At 74.1% G+C, this 14781-nt stretch carries 11 protein-coding genes; 7 read left to right on the top strand and 4 right to left on the bottom strand.

Going from position 1 to position 14781, the window contains the following annotated elements; all coding sequences use genetic code 11:
- Positions 1-93 precede the first annotated feature (93 nt).
- The gene (locus BX285_RS35590; protein WP_121179651.1) at positions 94-1776 is read right to left on the bottom strand and encodes an LCP family protein; all 1683 of its coding nucleotides are present in this window, start codon (positions 1774-1776) and stop codon (positions 94-96) included.
- A 226-nt stretch (positions 1777-2002) separates the two neighbouring features.
- Here BX285_RS35590 and BX285_RS35585 point away from each other — a divergent pair, with 226 nt between their 5' ends.
- Both BX285_RS35585 and BX285_RS35580 read left to right on the top strand, forming a co-directional pair.
- Positions 2003-2383, top strand: a complete 381-nt coding sequence (locus tag BX285_RS35585; RefSeq protein WP_121179650.1) for a hypothetical protein — start codon at positions 2003-2005, stop codon at positions 2381-2383.
- 124 nt (positions 2384-2507) lie between these two features.
- The gene (locus tag BX285_RS35580) at positions 2508-3722 is read left to right on the top strand and encodes a PLP-dependent aspartate aminotransferase family protein (protein ID WP_121179649.1); all 1215 of its coding nucleotides are present in this window, start codon (positions 2508-2510) and stop codon (positions 3720-3722) included.
- 47 nt (positions 3723-3769) lie between these two features.
- Here BX285_RS35580 and BX285_RS35575 read toward each other — a convergent pair whose 3' ends face one another.
- Complete coding sequence (locus tag BX285_RS35575; RefSeq protein WP_183107362.1) at positions 3770-5554, bottom strand: SpoIIE family protein phosphatase; 1785 nt, start codon at positions 5552-5554, stop codon at positions 3770-3772.
- A gap of 359 nt (positions 5555-5913) precedes the next feature.
- On the opposite strand from BX285_RS35575, the gene BX285_RS35570 reads away from it, so the two are divergent.
- The 4 genes from BX285_RS35570 to BX285_RS35555 all read left to right on the top strand — a co-directional run bounded on the left by BX285_RS35570 (position 5914) and on the right by BX285_RS35555 (position 10389).
- Complete coding sequence (locus BX285_RS35570; protein WP_097234604.1) at positions 5914-7137, top strand: ROK family transcriptional regulator; 1224 nt, start codon at positions 5914-5916, stop codon at positions 7135-7137.
- Positions 7138-7374: 237 nt separating this feature from the next.
- Complete coding sequence (locus BX285_RS35565; protein WP_183107361.1) at positions 7375-9246, top strand: FG-GAP-like repeat-containing protein; 1872 nt, start codon at positions 7375-7377, stop codon at positions 9244-9246.
- 251 nt (positions 9247-9497) lie between these two features.
- Complete coding sequence (locus BX285_RS35560; protein ID WP_097234602.1) at positions 9498-9914, top strand: hypothetical protein; 417 nt, start codon at positions 9498-9500, stop codon at positions 9912-9914.
- A gap of 4 nt (positions 9915-9918) precedes the next feature.
- Entirely contained in the window at positions 9919-10389 is a 471-nt protein-coding gene (locus BX285_RS35555) for a hypothetical protein (protein WP_097234601.1), read from the top strand.
- A 168-nt stretch (positions 10390-10557) separates the two neighbouring features.
- Here BX285_RS35555 and BX285_RS35550 read toward each other — a convergent pair whose 3' ends face one another.
- Both BX285_RS35550 and BX285_RS35545 read right to left on the bottom strand, forming a co-directional pair.
- Positions 10558-12645, bottom strand: coding sequence for a trehalose-6-phosphate synthase (locus tag BX285_RS35550; protein WP_121179646.1), 2088 nt, complete (start codon positions 12643-12645; stop codon positions 10558-10560).
- A gap of 235 nt (positions 12646-12880) precedes the next feature.
- Positions 12881-13051 carry a hydrophobic protein gene (locus tag BX285_RS35545; protein WP_097234598.1) on the bottom strand — a complete coding sequence of 57 codons (171 nt, stop codon included), beginning with the start codon at positions 13049-13051 and terminating at the stop codon, positions 12881-12883.
- 140 nt (positions 13052-13191) lie between these two features.
- On the opposite strand from BX285_RS35545, the gene BX285_RS35540 reads away from it, so the two are divergent.
- Complete coding sequence (locus BX285_RS35540; RefSeq protein WP_259471034.1) at positions 13192-14763, top strand: FMN-binding glutamate synthase family protein; 1572 nt, start codon at positions 13192-13194, stop codon at positions 14761-14763.
- Positions 14764-14781 lie beyond the last annotated feature (18 nt).

Here is a 14781-nt window from a genome sequence, read left to right as displayed (position 1 = left end):
ATCGGTGGAGGGGCGCTCCCGGGACCGCTGGTCCGGGAGCGCCCCGCGGTTTCGCGTCGGCCTGCCGCCGCTCGGCCCTGCGCCGGAGCGGGCTCAGCCGTACGAGACGTTGGCGCAGGGGTCGTCGTCCGCCGAGCGGGCGGCGCCGCTGACGCTGGTGGGCAGCGGGGCCGGGGCGGCGGGGGTGCCGCCGGTGGCCGGGTTGGCGCCGCTCGCGGCCGCGAAGTCGTGGCCGAGGACGACGCTGATGCCCTTGCCGCCGGCCTGGACGGTCGCGCCCGGGAACAACTTGGCGACCGCCTCGGCGGAGGTGCGCTCGCCCGCGCCGTACTCGACGACGGTGGTGCTGCGGGGCTTTCCGGCCGCGTTGCCGACGGTGGTGACGGTGTAGCCGGCGCCCTTGACGGCCTCCGCGGCCTTGCCGCCGAGCCCGGCCTCGCCGGTGCCGTTGAGCACCGAGACCCTGATGTCGGCGGCCTTGGCGTTCGGGGCGGCGGTCGGGGTGGGCGGGGCTTCGGCGGCGGGAGCGGTGGGGGCGGCGGAGCCGGCGGCGGCCGGGGCGCTCGCGTCCTGGCCGTCGATGGTGCGGTCGGCCTTGAGCGCGGCCCAGAGCTGATCGATGTCCGGGTGCACCAGGGCGACCCGCGGGCCCTCGTAACGCCAGGGCGCGGTGAGGAACTTGACGTCGTGCAGGTCCACGTCCTTGACGGACATGGCGAAGTCGAGCAGCTTGGCCGCCGAGCCGAGGTCGGGGTCGACGGTCAGCGACTTGGTGGCCGCGTCGGCCAGCGGCAGCAGGGTGGTCGGGTCCATGCCGCGGGACTTGACCTCCTTGATGAGGGAGGAGAGGAAGGCCTGCTGGCGCTTGGTGCGGCCGATGTCGGAGCCGTCGCCGATGCCGTGGCGGATCCGGACGTAGTCGAGCGCGGACTGGCCCTCGACCCGCTGCTTGCCCTTGGCGAAGACCAGCTTGCCCTTGTGGCCCAGGTTGGGGTTGAGGTCCCCCTCGTGGATGTCGTTGGGCAGGCAGACCTCGACGCCGCCGACCGCCTTGGTCATCGCGGCGAAGCCGTTGAAGTCCACCACCATGGTGTGGTCGACCCGCAGGTTGGTGAGCTTCTCGACGGCGTTCTGGGTGCAGGCCGGGTTGCCCTGTTCGGTGTCGCCCACGGAGAAGGCGCTGTTGAACATCACATTGCTCTGCTCCTTGGTCCACTTGCCGTTGGGGAGCTTGCACGGCGGGATGGTGACCAGGGAGTCGCGGGGGATGGAGATGCCGACGGCGTGCTTGTGGTCGGCGTAGACGTGCAACAGGATCGCGGTGTCCGAGCGGGCGCCGCCGTCCCCGCCGCCGCCCAGGTCGCTGTTGCCGTTGCCGCGGCTGTCCGAGCCGATCAGCAGGACGTTCACCGGGGTGCGGCCCTGGGCGTCCGGGGCTGCGGCCTCCGGGCGGTCCTTGCTGACGGCGTCGCGGTCGAAGGTGCTGATGTTGCCGTTGAGCCGGTAGTAGAGGGCGCCGCCGGCGAGGACCACGAGCGCGGTGCAGCCGGCGGTCGTCCAGAGCACCTTCTCCTTGGTGCTGCGCTTGGGCTTCTTCGTGGGCTTCTTCGTGGGCTTCTTCTTGGCCCGCCCGGTGGAGCGGGCGTCCGGTATCTTCTTGGCGTCCTGGCCGGCCGTGGCACCCCGTTCCGGAGTGCCCTTCCCGCCCGCCGCCCGCCGTCCGCCCGCCCGGTGCGGCGAAATCCCGGATTCGGGGGAACCCTTGCGGCCAGACATGTCGTCATCCTCCACAGTTGCCACGGTGCCCCCGTCGAAGCGGTGGGCTTGCGCGGCCCGGGGCCGGAGCCGATCCGGGCGAGGCCCGTCGCTAAACTTTTACACCGCTGTAGAACTTCAGTGGAGCATACTAGGCGCGGACCAGAAAACCTGCTGGTCAGACCATGAGAAATTGCTTGATTGGCCGAACACGGCCACGCCATCCCGGACCCGTACGAGGAGCACGATGACTCACCGGATCGCACGTTCGATAGCCGGCGCCCTGGTGGCCCTGCTGGCCGCCGTCGGCCTCACCGCCGCGGCGTCGAGCGCGACGGCGGTGGCCGCACCCCGGACCGTCGCGGCCGCCGCGCCGCGCACCCTGTCGGCCGCGTCGTCGACCGCCTCGACCGCCTCGACCGCCTCGACCGCCTCGATCACGTCGACCGCTTCGACCGCCGATGTCGCGCACCTCGCGGCCAAGGACGAGAAGAAGAAGAAAAAGGGCTTCTTCGCCAAGCTGGGCAAGTTCCTGCTGGTCGTGGTCATCCTGATCATCCTGCTCTTCGTGCTGCTGATCGTCGGGATCGTCTACGCCGCGAAGCGGATCTTCGGCCGCCGCAAGTAGCCGGGCCGGCGAGGGGCGCCGGGCGGCTTTCCCGGGCGGTGGGGCCGGAACTCCCGCCCGGAGCAGACCACTCGGCTGCGATTGGCCCTGGTCCGGGCGGTGCGGGCGCCCGAGGATGGGCGGCATGAACGACTCCCACCGCCACCAGGACCAGGGCCAGGACCGACTTCGCCCCGAGAGCCGGGTCGTCCACCCGCCCCTCGCCGAGGCACTGGGCAGCCGGCCGATGGGCGTGCCGCTGCACCAGGGCCACCTGTTCGCCTTCGACTCCAGTGACGCGCTCTCACGGTCCTTCGCCGGACCGGACGGTGCGTTCGTCTACAACCGGCACGGCAACCCGACCGTCCGCTCGCTGGAGCAGGCCGTCGCCGACCTCGAAGGCGGCGTCGGCGCCCTCGCCACCGCCTCCGGCATGGGCGCGATCTCCACCGTGCTGCTCGCCCTGCTGCGCGCCGGCGACCACGTGATCGCCCAGCGGAGCCTGTACGGCGGCACCCACGCCCTGCTCGTCGACCTCGCCGAACGCCGGGGCGTCGAGGTCACCCACGTCGGAGGCGACGACCCGGAGGAGGTCCGGGCCGCCCTGCGGCCGCAGACCCGGCTGCTGTACCTGGAGACGGTCTCCAACCCGACCACCAGGGTCACCGACCTGCCCGGGCTGATCGCCGTCGCCAAGCGGGTGGGCGTGGTGAGCGTGGTCGACAACACCTTCGCGACCCCGCTGCTCTGCCGCCCGATCGAGCACGGCGCCGACATCGTGGTCCACTCCGCCACCAAGTACTTGGGCGGGCACTCGGACGTCCTCGCCGGGATCGCCGTCTTCGCCGAGGCCGAAGCGCACCGCGCGGTGTGGCAGCACTCCCTCGAACTCGGCGCCGCCATCGACCCGTTCGCCGCCTGGCTGACCGTGCGCGGCCTGCAGACCCTCGCCCTGCGGGTCCGCCGCCACTGCGAGAGCGCCCTCGACCTGGCCGGCCGCCTCTCCACCCACCCCGCGGTCACTGCCGTCCACTACCCGGGCCTGCCCGCCCACCCCGACCACGAGCTGGCCCGCCGCCTCCTCCCCGACGGCCACGGCGGCGTCCTGTCCTTCGACCTCGCTGGCGGCCGCGAGGCGGCCCGGGCCTTCACCGAGTCCGTGCGCCTGGCCTCGCTCGCACCCTCCTTGGGCGGGGTGCACAGCCTGGTCCTGCACCCGGCGAGCACTTCGCACCGGCAGCTGTCGGACGAGGAGTTGGCGGTGGCCGGGATCGGTGCGGGGCTGGTGCGGATGTCGGTGGGCATCGAGCACCCGGAGGACCTGTGGGCGGACGTGGAGCAGGCGTTGGCTCAGATCTGAACGCCCGGGGGCGGGTGACTGCAACGGCTCGATCCGGGCGGCCGTCGTCAGCGGGGCTTGGCCCGGGCGGCGAGGATGGCGATGTCGTCCTCGGCGGTGGGCGCCGGGGGCGGGGCGAGGGCGTGCAGGACGGCGTCCAGCAGGTCGTCGAGGTCGCCGGTGGCGGGCAGGCGCAGCGCGGCCAGCCGTTCCAGGGAGGTGTCGATGTCCTCGTCGCGGCGCTCCACCAGGCCGTCCGTGTAGAGCAGCAGGGTCTGGCCGGGGGTGAGCGGATGGGCGGTCTGCTCGTAGCCGCCGAGCCCGGTGCCGAGCGGCGGGCCGGTGGGGACACGGAGCAGCTCGGTGGGACGGTCGGGCGCGATCAGGGCGGGCGGCAGGTGGCCCGCGCTGGAGAGCGTCCAGCGGCCGCGGCCCGGGTCGGCGAGGGCCAGCAGGCAGGTCGCCGGGCGGGCGGAGTCGTCGGCGGAGATGACGTTGTCCAGCTGGCGCAGGATCCGGTGCGGGGGCAGGTCCATCCCGGCGATGTCGCGCAGCGCGGAGCGGTAGTGGCTCATGTCGACGGCCGCCTCGACGCCGTGCCCCATGACGTCGCCCATGGCGAGCAGGGTGCGGCCGAACGGCAGCCGGACCGTCTCGTACCAGTCGCCGCCGACCACCGTGCTGCTGCCGGAGGGCAGGTAGCGGGAAGCGAGGGCAAGGTTCTGGTGCGGGCTGCCCGGCTCGCTGAGCAGCGCCCGCTGGAGCTCCAGGGCGATGCCCTGGGAGCGGCTGTAGCGGCGGGCGTTGTCGATGCCGACGGCGGCGCGGGCGGCGAGGTCGCCGAACAGGGCGGCCTCGTCGGCGTCGAAGGGGACGCCGGCGGCGGTACGGCCGAGGGTGAGCAGCCCGACCAGGCGGCCGCGGGCGGCGAGCGGCAGCACGAGCAGCGAGGAGGTGTCGGCGGGGCAGGAGTCCGCGGGGCCGGTCTCGGCGAGTACGGCGATGCCGTCGGCGAGGCTCCGGGCGGCGGCCGAGCCCTCACGGTGGCGGACCGATTCGCCGGGCCGGGGGAGTTCGGCGAGGGCGGCGGCCAGCGCGGGGACGGACCGTGCCGCGGTGCGGTGCAGCCGCACGGGCGTGCCCTGGCCGGGCCGCGGGGCTTCGGCCTCGGGCGGCAGCACGTCGACGGTCGCGAGGTCGGCGAGGTCGGGTACGGCGAAGGCGGCGAGTTCGGCGCAGGTGGTGGCGATGTCGAGGGTGGTGCCGATCCGCTCGGCGGCGGCGTCGAGCAGCGCGAGCCGGGCGCGGGCCTGGTCGAGCTCGCGGAGCTGCGCGCGGGCCGGGTCGGGGCCGTCCAGGACGACGACGATCACGCCGGTGGTCCGGTCGGCGTGCCGCAGCGGCCGGTAGCGCACCCGCAGGCCGGGCGGGACGGGGTGGCCAGGACCCTCGGGCCCGCCGGTGGCGTGCTCGCGGTCGCGCCCGTCGGCGAGCACCCGGCGCAGGGTGGCGGCGGCGCCGGCGAAGGCGGTGGCCTCGGCGGCGCGGCCGAGCAGGTCGGCGCGGCGCAGGCCGGTGGCGGTGAGGAAGGCGGGGTTCAGGTACTGCCAGCGCAGCCGCGCGTCGAGCACGGCGACGCCGACCGGGGCGGCGGCGAGGGCCGCGCGAAGCAGGTCGGGGTCGTCGTCGTCCCCGTCCGTCCCGCCGTTCCCGCCGTCCCGGCGGTTGCTGTCGTCACTGCCGGTGATCGCGCCGAGCCTGGCCGCGAGGGAAGCCGCCGTCGCCGCCAGGGACCGGGTGACCGGTGTGCCGGGCGGTGAGCCCTCTGCTCGGTTGCCGTGCCGGAAGTGCATACGCCCATGATCACGCGCCGGGGCGCGGCACGCCCACAAGTGGGTGAAACCTTGACCGGCCGGAGACGGTGCTGTAGCGGAGCCGGTGCCCGCCGGGCGGGGAGCCGCACGGCGGTCGGTGCGCGGTGGGCGGCGAAGGCCCGTGCGGGGTGCGGCGGGCGTCCGGACGACGCACTGCGAAGCGGTCCGGAACCGGCGGGCGGACGGCGGATGATCACCGGTCATACTTGGGCGGCGGCGCCCGACACCGGACGCCGCAGGCCGTGCCGGCCCCGCGCGGCCCCGTGCCGGACCCACGTCCGCCCCGAGTCCGGCCCGAGCCGGAGACGTCCGTGAGCAGCCAGACCGGAGGAAGACCGATGAGCCCCAACCAGCCGACCAGTCGCCCGGCGGCCGGGGCCCCCGCGGTGCCCTGGAACCGGCAGCGGCTGCGGAGCAACAACGAGTGGCTGCTGCTGGAGCTGCTGCGCACCGGCGGCGGCTCCTCACGCGCCCAGCTGGCCCGGGACACCGGCCTGTCCAAGCCGACCGTCTCGGCCGCGCTGGCCGCCCTGGAACAGGCCGGGCTGGTCCGCGAGGCCGGACGGCTGGCACCCGAGCGCGGCCGTACCGCCGTGCTGTACGAGGTCGACCCGACCGCCGGGCACGTGCTCGGCGTGGACATCGGCCGGGCCAGGCTGCGGGTGGCCGTCGCGGACCTCGCCGGGACGGTCCTCGCCCGCCGGGACGTGGCCAACCGCGGGCGCTCGGCGAACGCCGTCGCGGACGCCGTGGTCGCCGCCGCGCACGAGGCGACGGCCGAAGCGGGCCTGGCCGCCGGCGACGTCGTGCACGCGGTGATCGGCACCCCGGGCGTGTGGGACGAGGAGCGGCGCGGGGTGCGCTACGCCGACAGCCTGCCCGGCTGGGGCCGGCCTGGGCTGTTCGACCGGATCGGGGAGGGGCTGGGGACGGCCGTGTCGGTGGCCAACGACGCCAACCTGGCCGCGCTCGGCGAGTACACCCTGGGGGCCGGGCGGGGCAGCCGGATGTTCGCCTACCTGCTGGTCGGCACCGGCCTCGGGCTGGGGGTGGTGAAGGACGGCGAGCTGCTGCTCGGTGCGCACGGCGCGCTGGGCGAGATCGGCCTGGTGCCGCTGCCCGCCCGCGCCGGTGAGCCGACCGGGACGATCGAGGAGGAGGCCGCCGCGGACGCCGTGGTGCGCTCCGCCCGGGACTTCGGGCTCGGCTCGGAGGGCGCCGCCCGGCAGCTGACGGCGAAACAGGTCTTCGCACGGGCCCGCGCCGGGGAGCCCGCGGCGGTCCGGGCGGTGGAGCGGGAGGCCGGGCAACTCGCCTACGCCGTCGCCGTGCTGTCCGCCGTGCTGGACCCGGACCTGGTGGTGCTGGGCGGCGGGATCGGCGGCAGTGCGGACCTGCTCCTGGAGCCGCTGGAGCAGGCCCTGCACCGGCTCGCCCCGATGCGTCCGACGCTCGCGCCGAGCCTCCTGGGGGAGGACGCCGTACTCCTCGGCGCGGTCTCCACGGCGCTGGAGACCGCCCGCCCCGAGGTGTTCGAGCGCCGGACGGCGGTGCTGCGCTGACGGGTGCCGGGTGCCGGGTGCCGGGTGCCGGACGGGCTCAGGCGTCGAGAGCGCCCAGGGCGTCCCGGATCAGATCCTCGTCGGACTGCCCGGGGACCGGTCGGGCCCCGACCAGCGTCGGCCACCCGATCCGGCGACCCCGGAGTGTCGCTGCCCGGGCGCCGTCGGAGGCCGGGTGACCATCGGCCCGGCGAGCGGCGACGGGCGGCGGCGCCCCGGGGAACAGGAGTGATGCGGATGCGCGGGCTGAGCGTGGCACGGATGGTCCTGGCGGCCGGGCTGGTGGCTTTGAGCACGGTGGTGGCCCTGCCGGGCAGCGCGGCGGCGGCCGGTGACGTCTTCGCGCCGCAGGTGGTCTACCCGGTCGGGCACAGCCCGCGCGACGTCGCGGTGGGCGACTTCACCGGCAGCGGCCGGCTCGGCCTGGCGGTGCCCAACGGCGAGGCGGACACCGTCTCGGTCCTGCTCGGCAACGGCGACGGCACCTTCGCCCCGCAGGCCACCTTCCCGACCGGTCCGGGCCCGACGGCGATCACGGTGGCCGACCTCGACGGCGACGGCCGGGCGGACCTGGTGACCACCAACCAGGGCACCAGCGGCGTCTCCGTGCTCCGCGGCAACGGCGACGGCACCTTCCAGGCCCCGCGCGGCTTCCCCACCGGAACCCATCCGGACGCTGTCGCCGTCGGCGACTTCAACGGCGACGGCCGGCCCGACCTGGCCGTCGGCGTCCTCGGCGAGCAGCGGGTCGACCTGCTGCTCGGCAACGGCGACGGCACCTTCCAGCCCCCGGCCGGCTATCCGACGGGCACCGACTCCAACCCGGCCTCGATCGTCCTGTCCGACTTCGACGGCGACGGGCGGCTCGACCTGGCCGTCGCCGACGACGGCATCAGCTCGGTCTCGGTGTTCCTCGGCAACGGGGACGGCACCCTCGGCCCGCGCACCGACGTCCGAGTCGGCGGCGTGCCGTACGCGCTCGCCGTCGGCGACTTCAACGGCGACGGCCGGCCCGACCTGGTGGCCACCGACGACGAGGACGGGGTCCGGGTCCTGCTCGGCAACGGGGACGGCACCTTCCAGCCGAACGTCTTCTACCCGGCGGGCCGGCTTCCCGGATCGGTCGCCGTCGGCGACTTCACCGGCAGCGGCCGGCTCGACCTGGTCGTGGCCAACGGCGCCAACGCCCTCGCGCTGCTGCGCGGCAACGGCGACGGCACCTTCCAGCCCCCGGACTTCTACCCCACCGGCAACGGCCACTTCTCCAGCCCGGACGCGGTCGCGGTCGGCCGGTTCACCGGCAGCGGCCGGCTCGACGTGGCCGTCAGCCACGGCCTGGACGACACCGTGTCGGTCCTGCTGAACACGCATCGAGCCCTGGTCACCACCACCCTCGCCGCCACGCCGAACCCCTCGGCGTACGGCAGCCCGGTCGCCCTGACCGACACCGTCTGCCCGGCCACCGCCGGGCCGGTGCCCACCGGCACCGTCAGCTTCGCCGACGGCGACCGGGAGCTGGGCACCGCCGCCCTCGCCCCCGGCGGCGGCTCCGGCTGTGCGCAGGCGCGGCTGGGCTGGAACCGGCCGCGGCCCGGCACGCACACCGTCACCGCCCGCTACTCCGGCGACGGCAGCTACCTGCCCGGCCCGCTGGAGACACTGGAGCACCGGGTGACCTGCGAACGGACGATCACCGGCGCCACCGGCCCCGTCCTCGCCGCCGGCCCGAGCACCTGCCTGGTCGGCGCCCGAACCGGAGTGGTCCAGGTAGCACCCGGCGCAGCCCTGTTCGCCGCCGACTCGACGATCGACGGCGGCCTGAACGCGCAGGACGCGTCCGGCGTCGAGCTGTGCGGGAACACGGTCGACGGCGGCCTGCGGATCGCCGGCACCACCGGCCCGGTCCTGGTCGGCGCGCCCGAGCAGGGCTGCACCGCCAACCGGATCGGCGGCCCGACGGTGCTGACCGGCAACCTGGGCGGCACGGAGATCGCGGGCAACACCATCACCGGCGCGCTCCACTGCGTCGGCGACACTCCACCGCCCACCAACGCGGGCACCCCCAACACCGTCACCGGTCCGCGCACCCGCCAGTGCGCGACGCTGTAGCCGCCGAAGGGTCTCCCACCCACCGCCGCAGGGCGGACCGGCCCTGGTGCCCAGTGCGATGCAGGACGGGCGTACCGGTCGGTAGGCGCTGTCACGCCCGCCTCGACGCAGTCGTTCTGCGGTTGTGTCGACGACCCATGTGGAGGTATACGGACTGATGGGGTGCCGTTCGGCGGCCGACCGGATGCCGTGCCGCCGCAGCGGTTGCCCGAGTCGATCGAGGAAGCGCGTCGACGAAGGAGGTGTCGACAGTGATCACGGAACTGGCACTGGAGCGCGTGGAGTTCACCTGCGGCCACTGCTGGCACCAGTGGAGCATGGACTACGACGTCCAGCACTACCGCGATGACGACGGACGGGACTGGGAGTACTTCTCCCGCGACGGCACAGCCGTGGACTCGCCCTACACCCCCCAGGGAGCGCCGCCCTGCCCCGGGTGCGGGCGCCGCTGGGTGGGACGCATTCTCGCCCGCCGGCCGATTCCGACGCCGCCGGGCCCGGTCGGCACACCGCGTCAACCGATTGCCGACGCTACGGGTCACCGGCCGGAGCGGCACGGTGCGCCGCCGCTCGACGCACGGGCCCACACCCAGCCCGCGCAGCTCGAAGCACCCGATGCGGACGGCGACTGGGGGAAGGTCGACGCCGACGCGGGAGAGGGGGTGTGAGGCGATGGCGAGGGTGACGGTCGAAGGTGCGGACCTGGTGGTCCGGCTGCGCTGGTGGGAACGGCTCGTGACGCGGTCGGGGCCGCTGCGGGTGCCGCTGACGGCGGTGGAGAAGGTCACGACCACCAGGCAGCCGTGGAGGGTTGTCCGCGGAGTACGCGAGAGCGGCCTGCTGATCCCCGGCAGGCTGTGCCTGGGGGTGTGGCGGCATCCCGGCGGCCGGGACTTCGTGGCCCTGCACCCGTTCACGGACGTCGTGGTGAGCATCGACCTGCGCCGGCCTTCTCCGTTCGCGCGCATCGCAGTCCACGCGACCGAGGCGCCGCGAACGGTGGCCGACCTGCACACGGCGGTGAGCCGGACCGTCCTCGCGGCAGGAGGGCTCGATGAGGACGTCCCCGGGGCGGTCCCGGAGCCCGAGAATCCGCCGGCCCGGCCCGGCGGCCGATGGGCGGGCGTTCCGGCCCACGCCTGAGTCGCGCGCCTGGACGGCGAGGACCCCTAGGGCCTGTCCGGCGCAGCGCCGCGGCCGCTCCCTGACGGCAGCCTGCCGCAGGCTGGAAAAGCTCCGATCCGGCCGCGCAGCTTCACCTGCACCCGAGCGGGAGGTTGCGGAGGCCGTCGTCCGTCCGGTCGGGGTCGGTCAGGACGCGGGATCGGGGCGGCGGATCGCGTGGATGATCCGGGTTGCCCAGTCGGCGGGGCGTTCGTGGCCGAGGAGGGTGGCGAGGCGGTGCATGCGGGTGCGGCGTTCGGTCGGGGTGAGGGCGAGGGCCTTGGCGAGGACGGCGGTGAGGTCGTCCGGGGAGCGGGGGTCGGTGAGGAGCGCGGCGTCGCCGAGCTCGGCGGCGGCGCCGGCGTGGCGGGAGAGCACCAGCACGCCCGGGCCGGCTGCGTGGCGGGAGGGGAGGGCGGCTTGGGCGGCGACGAACTCCTTGGCCGTCAGGTTCATACCGTCCTGCAGCGAGGTCACCCAGAGCACGTCGGCGGCCAGGTACTCGTCGACGACCTCGGCGAAGGAGAGACTTCGGGGGAGATAGTCCACCGGGCGCCAATCCGGCGTCTGCCACGCGTCGTTGACCTCGTCGATGCGCTGTTCGAGCAGAGCGCGGGTGGTGTCGTAGGCGGTGAGACCGGGCTCGGGCGGCGGGCAGACGAGCCGGAAGGTCAGCCGTTCGCGCAGGTCGGGCCGCTGTGCCAGGAGTCGGGCGATGGCGTCGACCTTCTGCACCGGGGCTTTGGCGTAGTCGAGGCGTTCGACGGACAGCACCAGGCGTCCGGTGCCGGATCGGGGTGGCGGTGTGCGGGTGCGTGCGAGGGCTTCGATGGCGGGGCGGTCGACGCCGAGTGGGCAGACCTCGATCCGTGGCGGGTGGGGCAGGCCGGTGAGGGCGTGGCGGAAGTGGTCGGCGAAGGCGGTGGTGTGGAAGCCGGCCCAGTCCAGACAGGCCAGGGATGCGCGCAGTTCGGCGGCGACCGGCAGGGTGGCGAAGACGTCCGCGGGAGGGAAGGGGGTGTGGTGGAACAGTCCGGTGCGCAGGTCGGGACGGGCCGTGCGCAGGAGGCCGGGGACCAGCCAGAGGTTGTAGTCGTGCAGCCAGACGGTTGCTCCCGGGGCGGCCAAGGTGCCGATGTGGTCGGCGAACCGTGCGTTGACGGTGCGGTACTCGGCCCAGGCGCGGTCGTCGAACACCGAGCGGCCCGGTTCGGACATCAGGACCGGCCAGAGGATTTCCTTGCAAGCGTGGTGGAAGTAGCCGCTCCACTCGGCGGTGGTGAGCGGTACGAGGGACAGCGGCGGGCCAGCGGACTGCTCGCGGGCGGCCTCGGGATGACCGCCGGGCCGGGCGGTGACCCAGATGCCGCCCGGCAGGCCGCCGGTGAAGGCACTGGTCAGGGTGGGCAGGATGCCGTTGGGGCTGGTGGGCGGCTGCCAGCTGTCGCCGGCCCAGCGCAGCGGCGGGCGGTGGTATCCGACCACGAGTGAGGGGCGGGGCTCGGGCTCGGGACGGACCGTGGCGACCCAGCCCAGTGTTCGGAGAGCCGCGAGGATGCCGGCTGCGCCCTGCTGGTGCGGGCGGTGGATCAGGGGATCGTCGGCCACCGCCGCGAGCAGCGCGGGCTCGCCCCCTGCGACGACCACCCCGTGGGTGCCGAGGCGGAACAGTGACAGGTCGTTGAGGGAGTCCCCGGCGACCAGGATCGCCTTGGCCGACCAGTCCAGTTTGTCGGCCAGGGCCCGCAGTGCGCCGCCCTTGGAGGCGGTCGGCGGCAGGACGTCGAAGAAGCGGTCCGCGGAGTAGGTCCAGCCGCAGCCGAGCGCCTCCACCGCCGCGGTGAGCTCACCGGTGAGGTGTTCGGGGGCCAGGTGGAACGAGCAGCGGCCGTCCTGGATGACGCCGTGCTGGTAGGTGAGCCCGGGGAAGCGGCGTAATGCGGCCCGGACGCGCTCCGGACCGGGCCAGCCGGCACGCAACTGTTCCTGCAGCGGCTCGACGGTGGAGAAGTCGGTGCCGTCGAGGACGGTGGCGCCGACGTCCGCGATGATCCACCGGGGCCTCGGGACGAGCGGGTCCCGCAGGACCTTGCGGATCGACGTCAGTCCGCGGCCGGTGGCGAACACCACGGTCACCTCGGGATGACGGTTCAGCGCGTCCCGCAGTCGGCGCCGGTCCTCCGGGGCGCCGCCGAGCAAGGTGCCGTCCAGATCGGTGACCAGAATCCTCGACATCCGACGGACGCTAACACGATCGCTCAGCGTGGTGAAGTGTTCACCTCAGCCGGGAGGTTGTGTGTGTGCGTTGAGGGCGGTGAGGCCGCCGAGCACGGGTGCTGCCCGCGGTCGAGGTTCAGGCGGCTGGATCGGCCGGCCCGGCAGTCCGTGAACACGGCCGGACGGGGGCGGGCACACACCACGGTGTGTGCCCGCCCCCGTCCGGTCCGCCCTGCCTGCACGGCAGGGTCGTTCACCAGCGGTACCAGCGGCCCCGGCTGCCGGAAGCGCCGGTGCTGCGGAGCAGGAATCCGAGCAGCCAGACCACCAGGACCACGACCGCCACCCACCACAGGGCCTTCAGTGCGAAGCCGGCACCGAAGAGAAGCAGAGCCAGCAGAAAAACGAGGAAAAGGGGAACCATCTCGACCTCCGTAGTCAGTGTCAGCACACCGACTGCCCCGTCGCGTCCGACGTATTCAGCGGAATCCTCGACGCCCCGTGCACGCAACTCGCCTGATTGCCGGCGGCGTTCGGGGTTAGACGGCCGCTGTGCTGAGATTCCTGTGGATTGCCGGGCCGGTCGGTGGAGCGGCCGCCGCCACGGCCGCGGCCTTGTTCGGGTCCCCGTGGTGGTGGTGCGCGGCCGTGCCCTTGCTGGTGGTGACGGTGCTGGCGTCGAAGGACCTGCTGCAGACCCGGCATGCGATCCTGCGGAACTACCCGGTCATCGGCCGTCTGCGGTTCGCGCTGGAGGGCATCCGGCCCGAGGTCCAGCAGTACTTCGTCGAACGCAACGTGGACGGGCGCCCCTTCGACCGCGACACCCGCAGCATCGTCTACGAGCGGGCCAAGGGGACGGACGCGGAAGAGCCCTTCGGCACGGAGCTGGACCTGTACGGGAGCGGGCGCGAGTTCCTGGTGCCGTCGATGGCCCCCGTCGCGGTGCCGCACCGCCTGCCCAGGGTGCGGGTGGGCGGTCCCGACTGCTCCCAGCCGTACGCGATGGCGCTGCTCAACGTGTCCGCGATGAGCTTCGGCTCGCTGTCGGCCAACGCGGTGCTGGCTCTGAACACCGGTGCGGCGCTGGGCGGTTTCGCCCACGACACCGGTGAGGGCGGGCTGTCCGAGTACCACCTGCGGCCCGGCGGGGACCTGGTGTGGGAGATCGGCACCGGCTACTTCGGCTGCCGCACCGAGGACGGGGACTTCGACCCCGGCCAGTTCGCCGAGAAGGCGGCGCACCCGCAGGTCAAGTGCGTCTCCCTGAAGCTCAGCCAGGGCGCCAAACCCGGCATCGGCGGCGTGCTGCCCGGTTCCAAGGTCGACGCCCGGATCGCGCGGGTGCGCGGTGTCCCGCAGGGGAGGACCGTGGTCTCCCCGCCCCACCACCGGGTCTTCTCCACCCCGCGCGAACTGGTCCGCTTCATCGGCCGGATGCGAGGGCTGGCGAGCGGCAAGCCGACCGGGTTCAAGCTCTGCGTCGGGTCGCGCCGCCAGTTCCTCGCGGTCTGCAAGGCCATGCTGGAGGAGGGGGTGACACCGGACTTCGTCATCGTCGACGGAGCGGAGGGCGGGACTGGCGCCGCCCCGCTGGAGTTCGCCGACCACGTCGGAATGCCGCTCACCGAGGGGCTGATGACGGTGCACAACGCACTGGTCGGCACCGGTCTGCGGGACCGGATCCGGATCGGCGCCAGCGGCAAGGTGGCCACCGGGAGCGACCTGGTGAAGCGGTTGATCCAGGGAGCCGACTACACCAACGCCGCCCGGGCCATGATGTTCGCCGTCGGCTGCATCCAGGCCCAGCGCTGCCACACCAACACCTGCCCGGTCGGCGTGGCCACCCAGGACCCGCGCCGGGCCCGCGCCCTGCACGTGGGGGACAAGTCCCAGCGGGTGCGGCGCTACCAGGAGGCCACCGTCAGGAGCGCCCTGCAGATCATGGCCGCGATGGGGGTCGACGACCCCTCGCAGCTGCGCCCGCACATGCTCCAGCGCCGCATCGACCCGCAGACCATCCGCTCCTACGCGGACCTCCATCCCTGGCTGGAACCGGGGCAGCTGCTCCATGACCCTCCCGCTCCCTGGGCGCGCGACTGGGAGGCCGCCCACCCCGACCGGTTCACCGTCTGACACTTCGAAGGGAAGCCC

Origin of the sequence: Streptomyces sp. 1114.5, assembly GCF_003635085.1 — a bacterium.
In the GTDB taxonomy this organism is placed as follows: domain Bacteria; phylum Actinomycetota; class Actinomycetes; order Streptomycetales; family Streptomycetaceae; genus Kitasatospora.
The sequence above is the reverse complement of the archived record's forward strand: the minus strand, read 5'-3'. Positions and strand labels throughout refer to the sequence as shown.